General features: G+C 47.3%; 15 protein-coding genes. 8 read left to right on the forward strand and 7 right to left on the reverse strand.

All coding sequences use genetic code 11. The features are described 5' to 3' along the window. Positions 1–122: 122 nt before the first annotated feature. Positions 123–1,508: a serine/threonine-protein kinase gene (locus tag NC994_RS06805; RefSeq protein ID WP_190437008.1), complete on the reverse strand. Its 1,386-nt coding sequence runs from the start codon at positions 1,506–1,508 to the stop codon at positions 123–125. Positions 1,509–1,674: 166 nt separating this feature from the next. On the opposite strand from NC994_RS06805, the gene NC994_RS06810 reads away from it, so the two are divergent. The 6 genes from NC994_RS06810 (at position 1,675) to NC994_RS06835 (ending at position 7,569) form a co-directional block, all read left to right on the forward strand. Beyond that, positions 1,675–1,806, forward strand: a complete 132-nt coding sequence (locus tag NC994_RS06810) for a hypothetical protein (RefSeq protein ID WP_277881134.1) — start codon at positions 1,675–1,677, stop codon at positions 1,804–1,806. Positions 1,807–2,224: 418 nt separating this feature from the next. Next, positions 2,225–3,139 (forward strand): putative selenate ABC transporter substrate-binding protein, encoded by a 915-nt coding sequence (locus NC994_RS06815; RefSeq protein WP_190437157.1) that lies wholly within the window; start codon positions 2,225–2,227, stop codon positions 3,137–3,139. A 5-nt stretch (positions 3,140–3,144) separates the two neighbouring features. Continuing rightward, positions 3,145–3,600, forward strand: coding sequence for a GNAT family N-acetyltransferase (locus NC994_RS06820; protein ID WP_190437012.1), 456 nt, complete (start codon positions 3,145–3,147; stop codon positions 3,598–3,600). An 8-nt stretch (positions 3,601–3,608) separates the two neighbouring features. Next, entirely contained in the window at positions 3,609–4,364 is a 756-nt protein-coding gene (locus tag NC994_RS06825; protein ID WP_190437013.1) for a phosphonate ABC transporter ATP-binding protein, read from the forward strand. A 143-nt stretch (positions 4,365–4,507) separates the two neighbouring features. Next, entirely contained in the window at positions 4,508–6,217 is a 1,710-nt protein-coding gene (locus NC994_RS06830; RefSeq protein ID WP_190437160.1) for an ABC transporter permease subunit, read from the forward strand. Between the two features lie 383 nt (positions 6,218–6,600). Next, positions 6,601–7,569, forward strand: coding sequence for a polyphosphate kinase 2 family protein (locus NC994_RS06835; protein ID WP_190437018.1), 969 nt, complete (start codon positions 6,601–6,603; stop codon positions 7,567–7,569). Between the two features lie 306 nt (positions 7,570–7,875). Here the strand turns inward: NC994_RS06835 and NC994_RS06840 are convergent, their stop codons facing one another. Further along, a complete protein-coding gene (locus NC994_RS06840; RefSeq protein WP_190437022.1) occupies positions 7,876–8,361 on the reverse strand; it encodes a hypothetical protein in 486 nt (161 codons plus the stop codon). A 352-nt stretch (positions 8,362–8,713) separates the two neighbouring features. Here NC994_RS06840 and NC994_RS06845 point away from each other — a divergent pair, with 352 nt between their 5' ends. Further along, positions 8,714–8,998, forward strand: coding sequence for a hypothetical protein (locus NC994_RS06845; protein ID WP_190437026.1), 285 nt, complete (start codon positions 8,714–8,716; stop codon positions 8,996–8,998). A 160-nt stretch (positions 8,999–9,158) separates the two neighbouring features. On the opposite strand, the gene NC994_RS06850 is transcribed toward NC994_RS06845, so the two are convergent. The 5 genes from NC994_RS06850 to NC994_RS06870 all read right to left on the reverse strand — a co-directional run bounded on the left by NC994_RS06850 (position 9,159) and on the right by NC994_RS06870 (position 17,227). Continuing rightward, the gene (locus NC994_RS06850; protein WP_190437029.1) at positions 9,159–9,752 is read right to left on the reverse strand and encodes a hypothetical protein; all 594 of its coding nucleotides are present in this window, start codon (positions 9,750–9,752) and stop codon (positions 9,159–9,161) included. Between the two features lie 63 nt (positions 9,753–9,815). Next, on the reverse strand, positions 9,816–10,883 hold the full coding sequence (locus tag NC994_RS06855; protein WP_190437032.1) for a zinc-binding dehydrogenase: 1,068 nt from the start codon (positions 10,881–10,883) through the stop codon (positions 9,816–9,818). A 191-nt stretch (positions 10,884–11,074) separates the two neighbouring features. Then, entirely contained in the window at positions 11,075–11,254 is a 180-nt protein-coding gene (locus tag NC994_RS06860) for a hypothetical protein (protein ID WP_347275937.1), read from the reverse strand. Positions 11,255–12,013: 759 nt separating this feature from the next. Then, on the reverse strand, positions 12,014–16,948 hold the full coding sequence (locus NC994_RS06865) for an ATP-binding protein (protein WP_190437174.1): 4,935 nt from the start codon (positions 16,946–16,948) through the stop codon (positions 12,014–12,016). 114 nt (positions 16,949–17,062) lie between these two features. Further along, positions 17,063–17,227, reverse strand: a complete 165-nt coding sequence (locus NC994_RS06870; RefSeq protein WP_339380422.1) for a helix-turn-helix domain-containing protein — start codon at positions 17,225–17,227, stop codon at positions 17,063–17,065. A gap of 868 nt (positions 17,228–18,095) precedes the next feature. On the opposite strand from NC994_RS06870, the gene NC994_RS06875 reads away from it, so the two are divergent. Continuing rightward, entirely contained in the window at positions 18,096–20,549 is a 2,454-nt protein-coding gene (locus NC994_RS06875; RefSeq protein WP_347276595.1) for an ATP-binding protein, read from the forward strand. Positions 20,550–20,647 lie beyond the last annotated feature (98 nt).

Raw genomic sequence — 20,647 nt, forward strand, 5'->3', positions numbered from 1 at the left:
CCGGCATTTTTGCTGGTTAATAGAGCGACTTAGCGTAGGCAGCATTTATTATATTCACACAGCCCTTAACTTCATAAAATAATCAATAAGACTTCATAAAAATATTAATTTTTTATAATCATCTACTCAAGGCGATAGAAGAGGTTCAATAACCCGACCCACCAACCAACTTCACAAAAAACATATCCGCTAGGAAGATGACCTGCGGGAGCGCGATCGCAATCAAAGATAAATTCTTCATAAGGAACCCAAGCGCCATCAATCCGCCATCCGACGCGATCGCCTAAAATACACAAAATCTCATAATTTGCGCTTCTCGTCCCTCCGATCCTTTCCCAGATATATTTTTGGACGCTAAAACCAAAGCGTCCTTTGCTGTGTTTTATCCAAAGTTGGTTAATGATCCGAAGGTCTGACATTGGAAAATTTTTGATATCTTCTACTCTCAGCCAACCTTCTGTTTCTCGACCAGAAATTTTCAGCATAACCGTCGTGGTTTCTTCATCCGCTTCTTGCCACTTTCCTAACGCTAAAAAAGTCTGTAGTTGCCGGTAATCTATCTTTGACGCTGAACTTTGCCGATTTGTTAAAAAATTCCGATTTGTAGCGATCGAACTGGCATTATAAGTTTTTGAAACCGGAATATTGCTAGATACTGGCTGCTTAAAACTGTAAGTAGAAATCTTATTAAGATTAAGCAATTCTAGCCACTCCTGCACCGACTGAGGGCGTTCCTCCGCTTGAAATTCCATCCCTTTAAGAATCGCCTGATTGGCTAAATTACTAATACTGGAATTGAGGCGTTGCGGTGAATTTAACCGAATCCCCGCAGCTCTCGCAGGCGCAGGTAGCGGGACTTCTCCAGTCAGCAAATAGTAGAGCGTCGCCGCGAGTGCATAAACATCCGTATACTCGCCCCGTCTTGCTTGCTGAGCATACTGTTCAATTGGAGCAAAGCCTGGAGTAAAGGTTTGCGTATGAGTCTGCGTTATATCGGGGATAAATTCCCTAGCAATGCCAAAATCAATCAGTACCGCCTGGAATTTTTCGGCACGCACCATGATGTTAGATGGCTTCACATCCCGATGCAAAAAGCCCCTATCGTGGATGAAAGTTAGTGCGTCACCAATCTGGCGGATGTAGTGTAATGCTTCGGTTTCCGACAAAACACCCAGATTAAGTACGCGCTGCTCTAAGTTTTCTCCCTCAACATACTCCATCGCCATGCAAGGTAACTGTCCTTCAGAGAAGGCATTGTCAATCTGCACAATATTAGGGTGTCGGCACACAGCGAGTCGCAGCGCTTCTTTCTGGAAATCTCGATTAAATTTGTCTCGGTACGCTGTAAATTCGCGTTTAGTCAGTACCCGTTCATTCAGCGTCTTGATGACGACAAAATTCCCTTTTTTGTCCCTAGCTAGAAAAGTGATGCCATAGCCTCCTTCTCCTAGCACCCTTTCAACGATGTATCTTCCACCATGCAACATCTGCCCAGAGGCCCAAACCATTCCTCACACTTTCCCTGACACTTAGGCTAATTTTGCCATACCCTTGGTGCCAGTTTTGTTAAGTATTTGACCTATTCTAGAAGGCTCCATAACGGAAGGAAACAAAGGTGAGAGAAGAGCGATCGCTCTTATTTTTGAGTGATATATTCAGCGTGGAAACGCCTAGATGAAGACAATTGTTATGACTGAGGAACTCATGGATTTACGAAATAGCATCATTGAGGGACGCGACAAAGAAACTTTGACGATTTTAGGTGGGCTGGATGGGATGAAGAAAAGGTGGATAGAACTCAGATAATCCTGACAGCTCAACAATTACTTGCTTTGACGTATGCTCATTCAGCAAGTATTTTACCTGACATCATTGATGAGTATTTAACTCAGTTACCGGGCGGGCAAGATTGGCTTGAAGACAGGCGTGAATAGAGAATGCGATCGCTTGCCCTTCTTTTGATTGCATTTATTCTCAGCAAGATAGGTGATCTCAAAGCTACCTTTACCCAAATGCCTCTCAATAATATATCGTCCGCCCTGCAACTTCTGCCCACGATGCCAAACCATTGCTAAAGCCGCCTCAACACTAGGGTTAATTTTGGCATAAGGGTAGCCGTTCGCTTACACTGACTTCTGGCACCCTCGCTACACCCCATTTCCAGCATGGGTCGCTTCTAGCGTAGGTTTGTATGCCAGTCAAAATGAGGAGAGCCAAGTCAGGGATGAAAAAAATATTGTTGTCCGGTTTGTTGTTGTTGCTACCGCTAGCAGCGTGTTCGCCCAACCCCTCCGGGACTTCAGCGACGAACGGTGGAACTGAGGCAAAGCCTCTGACCATCGGTGCCATTCCCGATCAAGATCCGCAAAAGTTACAGCGTCAGTATGAGAAGCTAGCTGCCTATCTGGAAAAGGAACTGGGTGTGCCAGTTGAGTATAAGCCGGTTACTGACTATACGGCGGCGGTTACTGTGTTCAAAGTAGGGGATTTGGATTTGGTTTGGTTTGGGGGATTGACGGGGGTGCAGGCACGGTTGCAGGTGCCCGGTGCAGAAGCGATCGCGCAACGCGACATAGACGCCCAATTTCACAGTCTCTTCATCGCCAACAAAAAGGCTGGACTAAAGCCATTTAAAAATATTTCTGATTTAAAACAGCTCAAAGGACAAAGCTTTACCTTTGGCAGCGAATCTTCAACATCTGGGCGTTTAATGCCTCAATATTTCCTGCAACAAGCTGGACTCAAGCTTGAAGATTTCAAAGGTCAAGTTGGTTTTTCCGGCGACCACGATAAGACAATCAAATTAGTGGAAGCAGGCACCTACGATGTTGGTGCTGTAAATGAAAGCGTCTGGAAGAAGCGAGTCGATGCCAAAGAAGTAGACCCAAACAAAGTGCAAGTCCTCTGGCAAACACCTGCCTATTACGACTACCACTGGGTTCTTAATCCAGTGGTCAAAAAGCGTTACGGTGAGGATTTTTCTAAAAAAGTACAAAATGCCTTTTTGAAACTAGATCCTAAGGTACCAGAGCAAAAAGAAATTCTCGACCTTTTACAAGCAACTAAATTTATTCCTACCCAAAACTCCAATTATGCTCAAATTGAGGAAATTGGTCGAAAAATTGGCAAAATAAAGTGATGTAAATGACAGAAGCTAACTTTAAAATTGCAGAAAAATCAGATATCGAAACTCTGATGGAGTTTATACGAGAGTTCTACGAGTTTGAATACCTAAAATTTGATGAATCCATTGTTCGCGCGGCGTTATCAAATATTTTGCATGATGATTCTCTAGGACGAGTGTGGCTGATCCAGCATGGTGATGAGGCGATTGGCTACGTCGTCCTTACCTTTGGCTACAGTTTGGAATTTCGAGGGCGTGATGCATTTATTGATGAACTCTACATCCAAGAGAGTTATCGAGGGCAAGGGGTAGGCATGAGCGTAATTCAGTTTATAGAAAGTGTTTGCCCTTCTCTAGGTATTCAAGCACTTCATTTAGAAGTCGAGCGGAAAAATACAGCAGCACAAAATTTATATCGGAAGGTTGGTTTTAAAGATCACGATCGCTATCTCATGACTAAATGGATAGCAAACTAAGCAGAGAAATGAACTCATCTGCGCCAATATTTGAACTGAAAAATGTTTCTAAGCAATTTGGACGCTTTGAATCTCTCGCTGATATTAACTTGCAAATTTGGGCAGGCGATCGCGTGGCGCTGGTTGGTTCTAGCGGTGCCGGTAAAAGTACGCTAATTAATTTACTCAATGGTACGCTGCTACCCACTCAAGGAGAAGTCTGGGTACTGGGTCGAAACCTTGCTCATCTGCGTCCAAAGTTGCTGCGTCAAGTCCAGCGTCAAATTGGTACGATTTACCAACAATTTCATTTAGTTGATAATTTGCGCGTGATTCACAATGTTAATGCCGGACATCTGGGGCGTTGGTCATTTTTGAAAGCTGCGGGTTCGCTAATTTATCCTCTGGAAGTCGAGACAGCGGTAAAAGCACTAGCACAGGTGGGGATTCCAGAAAAACTGTACGAACGCACCGATAGCCTTTCTGGTGGTCAACAGCAACGGGTAGCGATCGCTCGCGTCCTCGTGCAAAATCCCACCGCCATCCTTGCCGACGAACCCATTTCCAGCCTCGACCCCGAACGCAGCCGCGAGATTATAGATTTATTGCGCCAGTTGAGTATAGAAACCGGGAAAACTTTAGTCACCAGTGTCCACGCGATTGAATTTGCTCGCAGTCATTATCAGCGAATTATTGGTCTGCGACATGGGCGTATTTTGTTTGATATTCCCGCTGAAGACTTATCCGATGCAATGATTGAAACTCTCTACCAAACCAAGGGCTAATCCTAAATATTTCTATTCAAATTCCTCTGCGTTTTTTTCATCTCTAGCGGTTCGATATCTGAAGCGTGCCACAAACAAGCGATCGCCATCCAACTACTCTCCCTCAGCGCCCCTCACCGCTTACCTGGCGTACTGTGTGGGGATTGCTGTTTGTCGCGTCCCTCATTTGGTCGTTGCACGTAGCAGGCGTATTCCAAGGCAATTTAATCAACTCAGGCGGCTGGAACCTCGTCTGGCGCTTTCTCGTAGCTGCATTTTCACCCGATCTCAGCCCGGAATTTCTCCAACTCACTCTAGATTCCACCCTGAAAACCCTCGCTTACGCCGTGTGTGGCACTTTCTTCAGCGTGCTGATTGGTTTGGTGGGGGGTGTTTTTTCTTCTGAGATATGGTGGCAATCTGTTTCAAATTCAAAACTCAAAACTCAAAACTCAAAACTTAAACCTCAGCCTCCTTGGGTGGTGGTACGAGGAGTTTTGGCAATCCCCAGAGCAATTCACGAGTTAATTTGGGGATTATTTTTTGTCAATATTTTTGGACTCGATCCGCTAGTCGCCGTGTTAGCGATCGCAATTCCTTTTGGTGCGATTACTGCCAAAGTCTTCTCGGAGATTCTAGACGAAACCCCCCGCCAGCCACTCATGGCACTGCTCAATAGCGGCGTTCCTCCTCTGAATGCCTTTGCTTATAGCTTGATTCCCCAAGCCTTTCTAAATCTGCTATCCTACGCTTTCTATCGGTTTGAGTGTTCGATTCGTTCCGCCGCCGTATTAGGAATTATCGGTGCAGGTGGACTGGGGTATCAAATTCTCCTCAGCCTCCAATCTCTGCGCTATGAGCAGATGTGGACGTTTTTGATCGCCCTAATTGTATTAAATGGTGCTACGGATTTTTGGAGTGCTTTGCTACGCCACCGTTTAGGTGCGCCGAGTCGCCTGGATTTGAACGTCCTAAATCTCCAAGGGCGCAAACAGCGGTTTTATCAAAAAGATCCAGTCGTGCAGGTGTCCTTTCTCGGCGGCATTGTTTTAGTCATTTTCTCCTTCTGGTACGTCCAAGCTGATTTCTCAAAGCTTTGGGCACCGCGAACCGTACAGCTATTGGCAGGAGTGTTTCAGGATGTCTTCCCACCGGATGGGAGTCAGGTAAGTCAACTATTTACCCTTTCGGCACAAACCCTTGCCATGTCAATCCTGGCAATGACTGGGGCTGGATTAGGCGGCATTTTATTATCTTTTCCAGCCGCAAATAATTTCCTGTTGCCAGGAGGGATTTTAGATACTGGCAGAAGATCCAGCAAACTCCCCTCATCAAAGGGGACAGCGACTCTAATACCCGCCTTTTTAAGGGGGGCTAGGGGGGATCTACGAGCAACTGCTGTACTGATTTTTACCCGCTTCCTACTACTGTTTGCTCGTGCCGTCCCCGAACCCATTTGGGCGTTAATCTTTCTGTTTGTATTGTTTCCAGGTATCTTACCGGGAGCGATCGCCCTCGGTTTACACAACTTAGGTATCCTAGGACGTCTGATGGCGGAAGTGACGGAAAATCTAGATGAACGTCCCTTGCGATCGCTTAAAGCTTTGGGCGCGAGTGGTTCCCAAGTCTTCCTCTACGGCGTCTTACCCCGCACGTTGCCCCGCTTTATCGCTTATATCCTCTACCGTTGGGAAGTCTGCATCCGCGCCACCGTCATCGTCGGATTAGTGGGTGCAGGTGGATTAGGTCGCTTGCTCGCGGAACAACTGAGTAGCTTTGACTACAAAGGTCTCCTGACAACTCTAATTATGTTTCTCGCCCTCACTTTTATCGTAGATATGATTAGTGCCTCAGTACGACGGACATTAAGGTGATGCTGAGGAAAACTCAACCTTTACACCGTCAGACTGATGTAGACACCCGGTAAAAGTTCAACACTGATAATGTAACAAACAAAACATTTCCCAGTTACACCATCAATTCAGATTGATGGAAGAAATCGTTTTATTGCGGAATTTTACATCATTTTTGAATGTATTTACGGTGCTTATCTAATTTTAAAGAATCTCTAGAGCTAAAAATAGAAATAGCAGCCTGATATCCCTTCTGAAAACATTACCCGTCTGGTAAATAACCAAAGCAAACAGGCAAAAAGTTTTCATGAGAATTTCAAAATTCACAATTTACCAGACGTTGTCAAGTCCATTTCCTGAAGATTAAATGTGCTGCTGTGAAAGCTTTTTAATAAGGAGATACCATGAGCCAATCAAGCAATCTACCAAACAATAGTTCGATAACTACCGATGCATCTACAGGAGAAGAACATAAGACTCAACAAGCGGCTGCAAAAGCAACAGCCAAAGTTGCTTTTGAAATGGCACCCGAAAAAATTGTCGTTGACTCTCCACCCCCAAAACCCAATTATCCCCACTATCGGGTTCATCCTGGAGAGCAGTTTGTCTTAGCATCTGTCGATCCAAATGCTTCGGAAGACTATAAAAATAAGAAAGATATTGAGCAGGAACTGCAACATCAGCGCCAGCGCCTTCAAAACTTACAAGAACGTCTATATGCTGAACATCAGCGCAGCCTACTCATTGTCCTGCAAGCGATGGATACAGGAGGCAAAGATGGCACCATTAAACACGTATTTGGTGGTGTAAATCCGCAAGGTTGCCAGGTTTGGTCATTCAAAAAACCTAGTGAAGAAGAAGCAGGTCATGATTTTCTCTGGCGTTATCACCAGCGGACGCCGTTACGAGGGATGATTACTATCTTCAATCGCTCGCATTACGAAGACGTGTTAATCGTCCGGGTGAAACAACTGGTACCAGAGAATGTATGGCGGGAGCGCTATCACATTATTAATGAGTTTGAGCATATGCTCACGCTTAATAACATTGCGGTAATCAAGTTTTTTCTGCACATTTCTAAAGACGAGCAAAAACGACGGTTACAAAGTCGTTTAGAAGATCCAGATAAGCATTGGAAATTTTCAAGCAACGACTTGAAAGAACGTCTATTTTGGGATGAATACCAGAAGGCATTTGAGGATGCAATTATTAATTGCTCGACTGAGTATGCCCCTTGGTATGTGGTGCCTGCTAACAATAAGTGGTACCGCAATTTAGTTATTGCTCGTACAATTGCTGACACCCTTGAAGCAATGAATCCACAATATCCAAAACCAGAAATGGGCTTAGAAAGTATTTTGATTTCTGATTAACTTTCTTCTATTACTCTGCTATTATTATTTTACCAGAGTGATAGAAATGCGCGAACAATATTTTGAAACGAACGCAATAAACGAAACAAGCGAAATAGCTCTGGTTTTGGATTGGTGTAGCGGTGCTATCTTTGCTTTAGGCTTCTAGCATCCGGTTGCTACTAATTACTCGTGTTGGGTGGAGCTGATGATTTTTTAAAGAAAGATGCGAATAAAAGCGCGATCGCTCCCTCTCAAACACATCTATCTTGAGGGAATCAATGCGATAAATCGCTCAGGCTAAGTTTGACCTAAAAGGAGTACACGTTAGCGAAGCAAGGCGTTAGCGCGATCGCTTGCTGGCACGCCACCCGGTTCAATTGCATCAATCTTAGCCTTAACCAGAGCGATCGCTTCCTGTAAATCTGCTTGTCGCTTCAGTAAAATCTCGGTTTTCCCAATGACTGGATTAATGGCATAAAGATTCCAGTTGTTGTCAGAATCTTCATAGGGTTTAACGTGCCACTCTTGATAGATAAAGTCGTCGCATTCGACGCAAACTAGCTGTTGCATCATCCCGTCAAAGCGAACGCTGTCCTCGTTGTTAGGAACCCAATGGCTTTCGTGATTACTCAAAGCAATTAGGGATTCGACAAATGCTACAGCTTCCTCGTATTGCACAAAAGCCTTTAAGCTGCGATATGGATTGCCTTGCGGGTTCCAAATCTCCAGATGATGCCCGTAGCGTCCCAGTACGATTTGGTAAATCCATCCGTCAAGCATTTGTGCAGTGTAGTCTTGTTTGCTGCTCATGAATACACCTTCTATCAGAACCCAAAAATATCAGGTCTTCTCGTTGGTTAGCGATTCCTAGCCTTGTCGCTTTATCCTGATTTAGCCGTGTTGGGATACCATCTACTCTAGCGACCCTCGGAGAGAGTTTCACCCCCACTGTTGGCAGTAGCCGCGAAGAACCAGAAAACAAAATCAAGTTTTGGCGTGCATCTCCCTGATTGCAGGCGGGAGAGGAAAGCGATAGATAGCGTGAAATCTAGTATATTTCCCGTTTGCCGGACGCGATCGCATTTGTTATACTCGCACCGTTTATTCGGAAATCCGAGTAATTAGCCGTATTAAATTAACAGGAAATTCTAGAAGTTCACCGATGTCTGAAGAACCAAAATCACAGGGATGGTTTCATACCGTTCCGGGCATTATGACCGCAACTGCTGCCATTCTCACCGCTTTAACCGGCTTGGTTGTAGCGCTAAAGCCAGCGGAAGTTCCAAAGCCATCACCAGCCGCATCTACTGCGCCATCACCAGCAACGCCAAGCCCCCAGGCGATAGAGACACCAAATCAACAGGTATCGACTCCTGAAAACACTGGCACTACACAATTTGATGGCACAGGAAAAGGCAAGAACAAAGATAAGGGTAAAAATAAGTAGTCTTTGTAAACGACTAATGCCGTTACAGATTGCACTCATGATGCAGGAGAGACACGATTAATCGCGTCTCTTTTTTTAAAGTCCGGTGCAACTAAATTAAGATGACAAATCGCTAATTTTTGAATCTAGTTAATCATTAGCAATTTGCCATTCCTCTAACTTAGCGATCGCGCAGTTCCGTCTCCAACTTGTCTAAATCCTCTCTCAAGAAAATGACCATTTGACCGTTATACGCCTTCCCTTCCTTGGTTTGGGCAATTTCCATCCAGTAGCCAAATCGCTCTCCTAAGCGCAGTTCACCCTGTTGTGCCGCCAAAAGCGGAAGCCGCTGCCGACGAGCTAAGTCTACAGTTTGTGGTGTGGGATATTCGTAGACAATTCGGGAACGGTCGTAGTCTTGATAGATATCTGGGCCATAAATTACCCGCAGCGATTCTTTTAGACGTTGTGGCGTTACGCCATTAACCATGTCAAAAAAAGAAAAGCGTTCGCTGCGAATCGTGCCTCGATCTTTAAGAAAAGTGACTCTACCGGGAGGAAGGACAGTTGCGAGAAAAGTAAATCGCTGGGCGGCTGTATTGGTCTTTTGCACTAATAGACCATCGCCTGTAGAAGGTCGAAGGGTGGGATTAGAATTAATCCAGGCAATCACTTCTTCTGTTTTCTGTCCGGGTAGGGCGTCAGCACTTTTCGTGGCTCCTAATGCTAGTAAAATTCCCAATGACAGAACTGACCAAAATTTAACGCTTTTCATTTAGACCTTAAACCTGCAAACACACTTCACCAATCAGCACCCTGTTCTTAGCTATCCCTATTCTTAAGATGCCATGCTGGGGTCGATAGCAACCTTAATTACCTTACGATTCTTCATATCTTGGAACACTTGCTCTAAATGCTTTAAAGGCTGATGTTCGCTGATGAGCAATTCCAAGGGGATGGCGCGACTCGCCAATAGAGATAAGGCATCTCGTACATATTTTGGGGTGTTGTGAAAAACGCCTTTTAGAGTGAGTTCGCTGTAGTGGAGTTGTTCGGTATTGACGGTGATGGTGGTATCGCGCGGACATCCCCCGAATAGATTGACGGTAGCACCCGGACGGGCACACGCGATCGCACTCTCCCAAACTGCGGGTACACCCGTCGCTTCTATCACCACATCTGCACCCCAGCCGTCGGTTCGCTCTTTTACCGCACTCGGTATATCTGTCAGATGATGATAATTAAACGTTTCCACAGCGCCTAGCTTTTTCCCAATTTCCAGCCGTTGGTCATTTCCCCCAAAGAGCAACACCGACGCCGATTGATGCACCAGTACCGCTACAAACATCAGCCCAATTGCCCCATCTCCCAACACCACAACGCGATCGCCCGACTTTACATTAGAACGTGCTACCCCATGCAGCACGCAGGCTAATGGTTCAGTCATCGATGCCAAGGCATCGGGCAAGTCATCTGGGATGGGCAACAGGTTGTGTTGCACAATCGGGGCGGGAATTTTTAAATACTGTGCGAACGTGCCGTTATTCCACGTCAAGTTAGGGCAAAGAGAATATTCTTGACGTTGACAAAAAAAACAATTCATGCAAGGAGCAGAATTATTCGCAACGACGCGAACTCCTTCCCGGAGTCGCCCCCTTGGGGCTTCGCCCACTTGCCAACCTTGGACTCCGCTTCCTACCGCCACAATCCGCCCCGCTGCCTCATGACCAAACAAGGTGGGAGGCTTCAGCATCTTTGCATGACCGCCGCGCCGCCAAACCTTTAGATCGGTGCCGCAAGTCGTTGCCGCAGCCACTTGAATCACCACCTCACCAGCAGAGGGTGTAGGGTCAGCGACCTGTTCTAGGCGTAGATCCGTTTGTCCGTAAAGTACCGCTGCCAGCATGATACACTGCCCCTAACCGAGTCCAAGCTGATTTTATCAGGGCAGATGAATTTTGACGCCTGACATGACGGCAAATTGGTTTCCAGGTTCAGCTTGGGAACAGTAGAACCAGGCTGAAAACGGACTTTTCAGTTTTTCTTTATCTAACAGTTAGGTATTTTTTCCTTCCCAAATAAGGGAAGGGAACTGTTTTATGGTTTCACCAGTTTCAGAGAAAGCGATCGCGCTCCCTGAACCGCTTGATGAAGTGGAAGTGTTTGATCCAGGGCTACAGGCAGCATTTCTTGTCGGCATGAAGTACAAAACCAATAAACCCCATTTTGCCGCGCATGACGTAGAAGAGGACTGCCGCAACAATGGCAAGTATTCATTCGCATTTTATTAAACTCCTTATTCACAAAAAGTACACCCCTGAAGCCTTGGTCACTCAAGCGAATGTATAGGCGAACACAATCTGAAAAAATAAATTAACTTTGAGCTTCCCGAACCTTAAAAAAAGATGTGGTTAATGAAACTTTTTGGTTACGAGATGCTAATGCCCTAAGACCGAATATTAAGCGTGTTGACCGCTCTGATAAATAAAGATAGAACTGAACATAGGTTTTGTTCATCTATCCTGGGGATCATCTCCTGGTACGGTATCCGGACTCCGGGGGGCAAAAAAATTTAGCAGGTGTTTAACCTGGGTAAACCAGATTAAGCTCATGGCAAGAGGTTTCTAAGACACCTGCACTCGCCCCCCGACAAAGGAAGCTTTAAAGAGTGCGAATCATTGCCTAAATAAAACAAAAATAGAAGAAAATTTTGATTTTTCCCCCTCGTCTTTAAACCGGCACTTGACACGCCCACGTTCCTAGAAAACCTGTTGCAACAAACTTTACCGACCTCTAATATCCACAATCCGCTGCTACCCTTGTCCAGAAAAAAGAAAATATATATAGCACTCCTAAATAATTCCTAAAGCTGAGATCCCCAACTTCGAGATAGAAGTCGGGGATCGGAAGGACTGGCTCACAACTTAAATAGGATTGCGATAGCAGTCGCTTGAGTGAAATACATTTGAAACTTCACTCCTAATCCCTCACCAAAAAGCCCAGAAGGGGCAGTATTGAACCACTAAGCAAGCAGTCTTAATTTGCATTCTTGATGAGATCGACGATCGCTGCAATTAACGCGGCTGACTCGATCGGCTTAGAAAGGTGCCGCTGGAATCCGGCAGCGATCGCTTGTTGTTGATTTAGTTCCCCCACATACGCCGTGAGAGCGATCGCCGGAATCTCACCGCCTTGCTCTGAGGGCAACCGTCTCACTTGCCGCAACAGCATATACCCATCCATTTCGGGCATCCCAATGTCACTCACCAGCACCGCTGGCTGAAACTGAGCTAACGTGGCAAGAGCTTCCGCTGCTGAACCGACAGCCACAACCTCTGCCCCTTCCTGTTCTAAGACAAAGGCGACATACTCGCGCATATCTGTCGTGTCATCTACCACTAACACTTTGATACCTTGCAAGCCTGAGAGAGATTTGGACTCGCGAACGATTTGAGGAATGGTTGAGTGCTGCGACATCAACGGAAATTTCACCGTAAAAGTGGCTCCCTGCCCTTCCCCAGCGCTATCTGCACGAACACTGCCACCGTGTAATTCAACGATTTGACGGACGATCGCTAAGCCCAATCCTAATCCACCAAATTGTCGAGTCGTGGCGCTATCAGCTTGGCGAAAGTATTCAAAGACATGGGGCAGAAATTGGGGGAGAATCCCTTTACCTGTGTCGCTGACCGTAATTTGAGCTTCAGCCTCAATCTGCTCTAAGCGAATTTCAACTCGTCCTCCTGACGGGGTAAACTTGACGGCGTTGGATAACAAGTTCCAAATGACTTGCTGCAAGCGACCTGAATCGCCTAAAACTTGCCCAACCTCTGGTTCCAAAATTGTTTGAATTTGAATCGATTTGGCGGCGGCGGCTAACTGCACTGTTTCCAGTGCGGCGGTGATGGTGGTTGCTAGATTGACCGGATCGACATTGAGGCTGAGTTTGCCTTGGAGAATTCGAGAAACATCGAGCAAATCATCAATGAGCTGCACTTGCAGTTTGGCATTGCGTTCGATGATCTGTAGGGCATAAGTCGTTCGCACTTGATCCATCTTGCGGTTTTGCAGTAGCTGAGACCAGCCCAAGATCGGGTTGAGAGGCGATCGCAACTCGTGAGACAGTACGGCTAGAAACTCATCTTTAATGCGATTTGCCTGTTCGGCAGCTTCCCGTGCGGCTTGTTCTCGTTGCAGAATTTGTTCTCGTTCGATTTCACTACGCTTGCGATCGCTAATATCTTTGAACAGTACGGCAACTTTTCGGCTCTCCGGCTGCCCAACGCGGAACGCATAAACATCGAACCAACGGTTCATCACTTGGGAACCATTCTCGAAGCGAATGGATTCACCTGTTAGGGCGACTTTGCCGTAAATCTCGTACCAGTGCTTTTCAAGATTTGGAATGAGCTGACGCGCCGTTTTGCCCGCTGCCTGTTCGAGTCCCGTTTGTTTCCCAAACGCTGGATTAGTCTCCAAAAAGCGGTAATCGATCGGCTTGTTATTTGCATCAAACTGCATTTCGATGAGGCAAAAGCCTTCGTCAATGGACTCAAACAGCGTTCGATAGCGTTCCTCTGATTGGCGCAAGGCCACTTCTGCTTGTTTGCGCTCGGTAATATCGACGAGTGCGCCAGGAAAAGAAACAGGTTTCCCTGCTGCATCATACTCAACTCGACCCCGTGCCGTTAGCCAACGTTCCTCACCACTGACAGTCCGAACGCGGTACTCAGCAGCATATTCCTCACCTGTGTGGATCGCCTGCTCAATTGCAACTGAAACGCGAGGACGGTCTTCCTCGTGCATGGAGTTGATAAAGAACTCGATCGGCAAGCCTTCTGATGTCGCACTCACCGGGTCTACAGCAAACAGGCGAGCAAACGCAGCATTGACCCTAACGCGATCGCCGGGAATACTCCAGCGCCAAGTGTAGACGGCTCCCGCTGCCAAAGCAGATTCTAACTGCACATGGGCTTCTCTCAGCGCTAGTTCAGCTTGTTGGCGTTCGGCTTCAATGCGCTTCGCTTCCGTAATATCCCGTGAAATAGCAAGCAGTTGCACCACCTGTCCCTTAGCATCTCGCACCGGCGTAATAATGATATCCCACCATTTCGGTGTGCCCTTGGTGGTAGGGCGATAGCCTTGAAATTGAGAGATGTTGCCGATTTTGGCAGCAGCGATCGCAGCTTGGGCTTTTTCATAATCTTCGCTCTCCCACAAATCAGCCCAGACGCGATAAAGGATAGATTTCGGCTCGTCGATTTCTAAAAGACACAGCCCACCAGGATTGATGTAGAGAATTTCACCGTTCAACGCTAAGACTTTGATGCAGTCAGTACTGCTCTCTAGAATGCTTTGCTTTAGCTCCTCACTTTCTCGCAAAGCTTCTTCTGCTTGTTTGCGCTCGGTAATATCCGTGCAGGTACCAAACCAGCGAATGACTTGACCGTTTTCGTCGCGCATGGGTAGGGCGCGGGTGAGATGCCAACAATAAATTCCATCTGCCCTTCTCAAACGATGTTCGATATCGTAGTTTGTGCCCATTTCAGTGGATTGAGTCCACGCTTCAATAGTCCGGAGCCGATCGTCTGGATGGAGTGTGTTTTGCCAACCGCTCCCCTGGATTTGCTCCAACGTCAATCCGGTGTAGTCAAACCAGCCGGGGCTGTAATAATCTACCCAACCGCTGGCATCAGCCGTCCAAACCATTTGGGGAATAGATTCAGCCAGGAAGCGAAAGCGCTGCTGATTAGCTGCTTGGCGCGATCGCCCGAGTTCTAAATTGGCAGCGACGCGGGCAAGCAATTCACCGGAGCTAAAGGGCTTCACCAGATAATCATCGGCTCCAGCTTCCAGTCCTGCGATAGCCGATTCTTCTCCGGCGCGAGCAGATAGTAGCAAAAATGGAATTTCGCGAGTTTTGGCATCAGCTCTTAACCGCCTGAGCAACTCAAAACCATCCATTCCTGGCATCATCACATCGCTGAGGATCAGGTCAGGCGCACGATTATATACGGCAGTTAGAGCGGTTTCGCCATCTTTCGCCATTTCCACCTGATAAAACTGGCTGAGGAGGCGGTGCAGATAGTCGCGCATATCGGCGTTATCATCGACTAGCAGAATCCGGGCGGTAGCCGTCGAGATTGGAGCATCTGAGGTTCGTTGAGCGTTTTCTGCGGTCTGCAACCTCGGCGCTGCATTTTCTTCGGGTAGCCAACCTAAAGCTTCTTCAACATAAGGAATTGCACCAAAAGCGGTGGAGGCTTGGGCGCGGCTGGAGTGAATGTCATCACTCGGCAAATGAGCCGTTCCCATTGGCAATCGAACCGTGAAGGTACTGCCCCGACCCAGCGTACTGTCAACAGCGATCGCTCCTCCCTGCAACTGCACGAGTTCCTGCACCAACGATAGCCCGATTCCTGTACCTTCAAAGGTGCGTCCCCGTGCCCCCTCAACGCGATGAAACCGCTCAAACAGTTTGGGAAGCTCGGCAGATGGGATACCTGTACCCGTGTCGCGCACCATCAGTTCCACCTGGTCGCTAACCGGACGCAGAACAACCGCAATTTCTCCTTCAAACGTGAACTTAAAGGCATTCGAGAGCAGATTCAACACAATCTTCTCCCACATATCCCGATCTACATAAATCGGTTCTGGCAAGGGAGGACAATCAACCGTAAGTTTCAGTCCCGCTTGCTCAACGGTAGAACGAAATAGACTCGTTAATTCAGCCGTATAGGTTGCCAAATCGGTTGGCTGGTAGTTTGCCTGAGCGCGTCCGGCTTCAATGCGCGAAAAATCGAGCAGGGTATTGACGAGCTTCAGCAAGCGCTTCCCGTTGCGCTGCACCAGTTCGAGTTGCGATCGCGCTTTGGTCGGAATGCTTCCCTCTAATTCGGCTAGCGTCTGCTCTAGCGGCGATAGCATCAGCGTCAGGGGAGTACGGAATTCGTGGCTGATATTGTTGAAGAAGGACGTTTTGGCGCGATCCAGTTCTGCCAGTGCTTCGACTCGCTGGCGTTCTTCTTCAAACGCGCGGGCATTTGCGATCGCATTCGTGACATTGCCTGCCACTAAATCAAAAAATTCTCGGTACTCATTCTCAAAGGCTCGATGGGGATTGATTCCCAACACCAAAAACCCAACAATCTGAGGTTGTCCCGATTGGGTCACTGGCACAACCCAGGCAGCAGCAGGCGACTTGTCCCAGGCTCCCCTTGGTAATCTCCCGAATCGAGTTGCTACATCAACAATGACTGCTTGCCCAGTTTGATAAATCTGTCCCAATCCCCAGTTGTCATTGGCTTGAGTCAGGTCTACGCTCGTGGGCGTTGCTGAGGTTTTCGCCTCGAATCCAGCCGTTTCAACCAGCGTGGCTTGCTTGCCATCTGCCTCCACTCGATAGAGCAGAGCAAACGGAATATCGTGAGCATTGGTTGCTAAAGCCTGAATTGCAGTTCGACAGGCAGCTTCAACCGTCTTGGCTTGAGCCGTTTCGTTCGCCAGCCGTCCCAAAGTTTGTAAGCGGCGATCGCCCAGAACTCGCCCGGTTGTCTCGCTAACGATGCAAAAAACGCCGCCGACTTCCCCGCTCTCGTCCCGCACGGGGTCATACGAGACATCAAAGTAAGTTTCCTCGCTGTACCCGTAGCGATTGAGAAAGAACAAATAATCTCGCGCCCAGAAGGCTTCTCCAGTCGTGACAACTCCCTCAAGCAAGGGTTTGAGCGCGTCCCAAACTTCGCTCCACAGCTCACGGGCGGGGCGACCCAGCGCCCAAGGATGCTTCGATGCCAAAGCAGGGCGATAAGCATCGTTGTAGAGCGCGATCAATTCAGTTCCCCAGAACAGGCAAATCTGAGCTTTTGAAGGCAGCAAAATGCTGACAGCGCTCCGCAAACTTTGGGGCCAGTAGGTTACATCTCCTAAGGGAGTCTGCGACCAATCGAGCGATCGCATCAAATTCCCCATTTCGCCGCCTGTAACAAAAATGCTGTCAGCAGCCCTTCCTTTGTCTGCAAATGTCACTGGCGCAACTCCTGCTCCTCGAAATACCTGGCTAGTCGTCTTCGACCTGTTCCCCCATTATGATTGCAGCAGTGTTTCAATCTGCTTCCAACCGAGTGGTAAGGGGCACGTTCGTTTGTTTTCCCATCGATTCACACTATGGAACGATACCCCAAGTAGCGTTGCGAACTTTTCCTGTGAAAGTTCAAGCCGCGGGCGAGTCTCGCGGACTAACCCCGCCACCTCTAGCTGTTCAAGTGTGGTTCTTGGGCACAAATCCCTCTATCTTAATGCGTAAAATTGAACGATAGCCGGTGCGATATCCTTCCATCTATTAGCCAGAATGGGGCTAGTTTCTCTTCATTCTCTTCCCCTCCTAGTCATTGACAGAAAGGATTTTTATCACTAAGTAACTGTCTTTGAACAGGTCAATTTTCACAGGCGATCTCTCCCCGTACCATCTAATGCAGGCGACCCTGGAGCGGAAGAATGCTGCTTGCACAACCAGCCGCTATCTGCACGCTGATTTAACCCCCATTCCACAACCTAAACTGCCATACTCCGAATTTTCGACATTTAAAAATTTTGGGCTTGCGATCGCAAAACATATTTACATTTTTTTGTATAAGAAATCACCTTTGTTAGGAAAAAAAACCGAAATAACCGATTGTGACAGTAGGGGTGCAGAATGTGCGATATATCTGTAAAGCTGGAAAATATAGGTATCCTTTCCCAATGCCCTGCCCGAAAAGGGAAAAGATGCGAGCTTAACTTGCGAATCCATTGTTAACCCTAAGCCGCACTGAGCTTGAGTTCCCTCGACACGCTCATTGCTCGCGACTTGAGGAAGAATCGAATTTATTCAATTGACCTTTAAACTTGAGATTTTTAACAGGATGAAGATTCAGCAATTGTGCCAATGCTGGTTCAATTATCCGGTGGTAGTATCTAAATTTACAGGTAAAAGAGTTGCGAGAGCAGAACATCTCCATATGATTCTTAGAGAAAACTAGCTGATTGTGGAGCATAACATTGAACTCTTTCAACTTTTGCAATCTTAAATTCCTTGGAAATCTCCTATTTCTCAAGTCGATAGCAGGTAGCAGTAAGAGTGTCCATCCTAAACAACCAGGCTAACTCAGCTAGCCAAAAAAGTAGCCGGGAAGCATTTCCCAAATTGGGGAAATTCAATTTTTCTAAAGCGTTTTGGTTAAGGCTGCCAAAAAAGCAGCATCGCTACAAGCAAAGATGGCAACCTCGTGACCTAATTGTTTTATCGATACTGGCAGGGTCAACTTTGGGGGTGAGTGCGATCGCTGTAGTTAGCTATCAGGTTGTGCGGGGACTGATTCTGGAGAACCTCCAGCAACAAGCCTTACTGAAAGTCCAGCAGGGACGAGATGAGATTGACCAGTGGCTATCTAATCGGAAGACTGAGGTAGAGATGCTGGCGAACAGTCCCCTCGTGCGCTCTATAGATTGGTCAGTCGCCCAGCCTTATTTAAAGTCGGAATTGCAACGGTTTAAAGAAATTCACCAGCTGTCAATTGTCAACTCCGAGGGTTGGGGTGCGAATACCAGCGTCGGTCCTCATCGCAAAAATATTAAAGACCGGGAATGGTTTATCAAGGCAATGTCAGGGCAAGTCAGTGCCGCGAATCCCGTAGTCAGTCGCACCACAGGCCTTCTACAAATCAATATCAGCGCTCCAATTATGGGGGATTCAGGGACTCAAGTGCTGGGAGCAATGGGTGGAGCGATTAAAGTTGACCGAGTGATTCAGGTAGTCAGCAGGCTCCAAGAGGGAGCTGGCAGCTATGCCTTTGCACTCAACTCCACAGGGGTGGCGATTGCCCACCCTGACCCCAAGATGATTGGCTCCGCAGAGCGTCAGGCACCCAGCTTCTTACAATCTTCCAATCCGGGTCTGGCAGCGATCGCCCAGTCAATGGTTGCCAAACAAGCAGGGATTAAACTAATACGAGTCAATGACAGCTGGAACTACGTTGCCTACGTGCCCCTAAAGGAAGCGGATTGGTCAATTGCGCTGGTTATTCCTCGCCAGAATATCGAATCTAACTTAGGCGCACTCAACCTCCTAGCGACCGTTTTAGGCGGATTGTTGCTGATTGCCCTAATGGGTGCATGGCGACAGGTGCAGCTGTTTGAGCAAACTCGCACTCGTGCCGAACAGGAAGCTCTACTGAATCGTTTGGTGCGTCGCATTCGAGAATCTTTAGAGCTACAAACCATTGTTCAGACGACGGTTACAGAACTGGCAACCTTAACACAGCTTGATAGAGTGCTGTTTGGCTGGTACGATCCCCAATCCCAAACCCTTGAGCTGGTTGGCGACTCTCACGCCCAAACATTGACGATTCAGCCAAGAAAGTTTCAGTCCAATTCGTGTATAGACATAGCAGCTTGTCTACAGCAGACAGAAGCACTTCATCTGTTGTTTGTTGATGCTGAGTTAGAGCAAACACCTCTAGAGTTGAAAGCTCACGCCTACCTTGCACTCCCTATCCCGCTTCTAGATGGCTGCTGCGGCTATCTCATTGGGTTGCACGCTCATTCCCTAAGTCCACTAGATCGGGAATTACTCAAAGCAGTTGTCGATCAGTTAGCAGTTGCCATTACTCAGGCTCAGCTTTACAACCAAACCCAACAACAGATTACACTGCTCAACCAAACGCTGAGCAAACTTAACCAGACCCAACTCCATCTGGTCCAGAGCGAGAAAATGTCTAGTTTGGGTCAGATGGTAGCAGGCATTGCCCACGAAATCAATAATCCAGTCAACTTTATCTACGGCAATCTCACTCATGCCAGCTCTTACATCCAAGATTTACTAGAGTTGATTCAGCTGTACCAAGAGCAGTATCCTCAGCCCACGCCCCAGATTCAAGACAAAGCAGAGGACATGGAACTGGAATTTCTCAAAGAAGATTTATCCAAACTCCTTGCCTCGATGCAAGTTGGCGCTCAGCGTATTCGTGATATTGTTTACTCGCTGCGTGTGTTTTCCCGTTTGGATGAATCAGAAGTCAAGGATGTGGATATTCACCAGGGCATTGATAGCACACTGATGCTTTTGCAAAACCGTCTTAAGGCGAAGCCAGATCATCCAGCCATTGAAGTTGTCAAGGAGTATGGTCAGTTACCTAAAATTGAGTGCCATGCCGGACAACTCAACCAGGTATTTATGAACCTCCTCAGCAACGCGATTGATGCTATAGAGGAGTTTAACTTCAAGCGCAGCTACCAAGACCGGCAAGCCAACCCCGGTCGAATTACAATTCGCACGCAAGTTTTGGCATCAAAACAAATTGCGATTCGGATTGCAGATAATGGAGCGGGGATTGCTGAAGATATTCAGCAACGGTTATTTGACCCCTTCTTCACCACCAAGGCGGTTGGCAAAGGAACCGGGATGGGATTAGCAATTAGCTATCAGATAGTGACAGAGACACATGGGGGACAGTTGCGGTGCATTTCGGCACCGGGACGAGGAGCAGAATTTGCGATCGAGATTCCCATCCAACAATCACCGCAACCATCGTAGGAATTGATTGAGCAATCAGTTTAGGGGGAAAGTTAGGGCACAATTCCCCACTACCGATCAACAAAAAAGTAAGGACAAAATAGATTTGAGAAAAGTTT

Origin of the sequence: Trichocoleus sp. AS-A1, from assembly GCF_039962015.1 — a bacterium.
Taxonomy (GTDB): Bacteria; Cyanobacteriota; Cyanobacteriia; order Cyanobacteriales; family FACHB-T130; genus FACHB-T130.

Coding starts and splice junctions, on each gene's coding strand:
- NC994_RS06820 (WP_190437012.1), top strand. CDS start 3,145: ATGACAGAAGCTAACTTTAAAATTGCAGAAAAATCAGATATCGAAACT.
- NC994_RS06845 (WP_190437026.1), top strand. CDS start 8,714: ATGTCTGAAGAACCAAAATCACAGGGATGGTTTCATACCGTTCCGGGC.
- NC994_RS06860 (WP_347275937.1), bottom strand. CDS start 11,254: ATGAATACTTGCCATTGTTGCGGCAGTCCTCTTCTACGTCATGCGCGG.
- NC994_RS06840 (WP_190437022.1), bottom strand. CDS start 8,361: ATGAGCAGCAAACAAGACTACACTGCACAAATGCTTGACGGATGGATT.
- NC994_RS06805 (WP_190437008.1), bottom strand. CDS start 1,508: ATGGTTTGGGCCTCTGGGCAGATGTTGCATGGTGGAAGATACATCGTT.
- NC994_RS06810 (WP_277881134.1), top strand. CDS start 1,675: ATGAAGACAATTGTTATGACTGAGGAACTCATGGATTTACGAAATAGC.
- NC994_RS06865 (WP_190437174.1), bottom strand. CDS start 16,948: ATGGGGAATTTGATGCGATCGCTCGATTGGTCGCAGACTCCCTTAGGA.
- NC994_RS06850 (WP_190437029.1), bottom strand. CDS start 9,752: ATGAAAAGCGTTAAATTTTGGTCAGTTCTGTCATTGGGAATTTTACTA.
- NC994_RS06815 (WP_190437157.1), top strand. CDS start 2,225: ATGAAAAAAATATTGTTGTCCGGTTTGTTGTTGTTGCTACCGCTAGCA.
- NC994_RS06835 (WP_190437018.1), top strand. CDS start 6,601: ATGAGCCAATCAAGCAATCTACCAAACAATAGTTCGATAACTACCGAT.
- NC994_RS06855 (WP_190437032.1), bottom strand. CDS start 10,883: ATGCTGGCAGCGGTACTTTACGGACAAACGGATCTACGCCTAGAACAG.
- NC994_RS06825 (WP_190437013.1), top strand. CDS start 3,609: ATGAACTCATCTGCGCCAATATTTGAACTGAAAAATGTTTCTAAGCAA.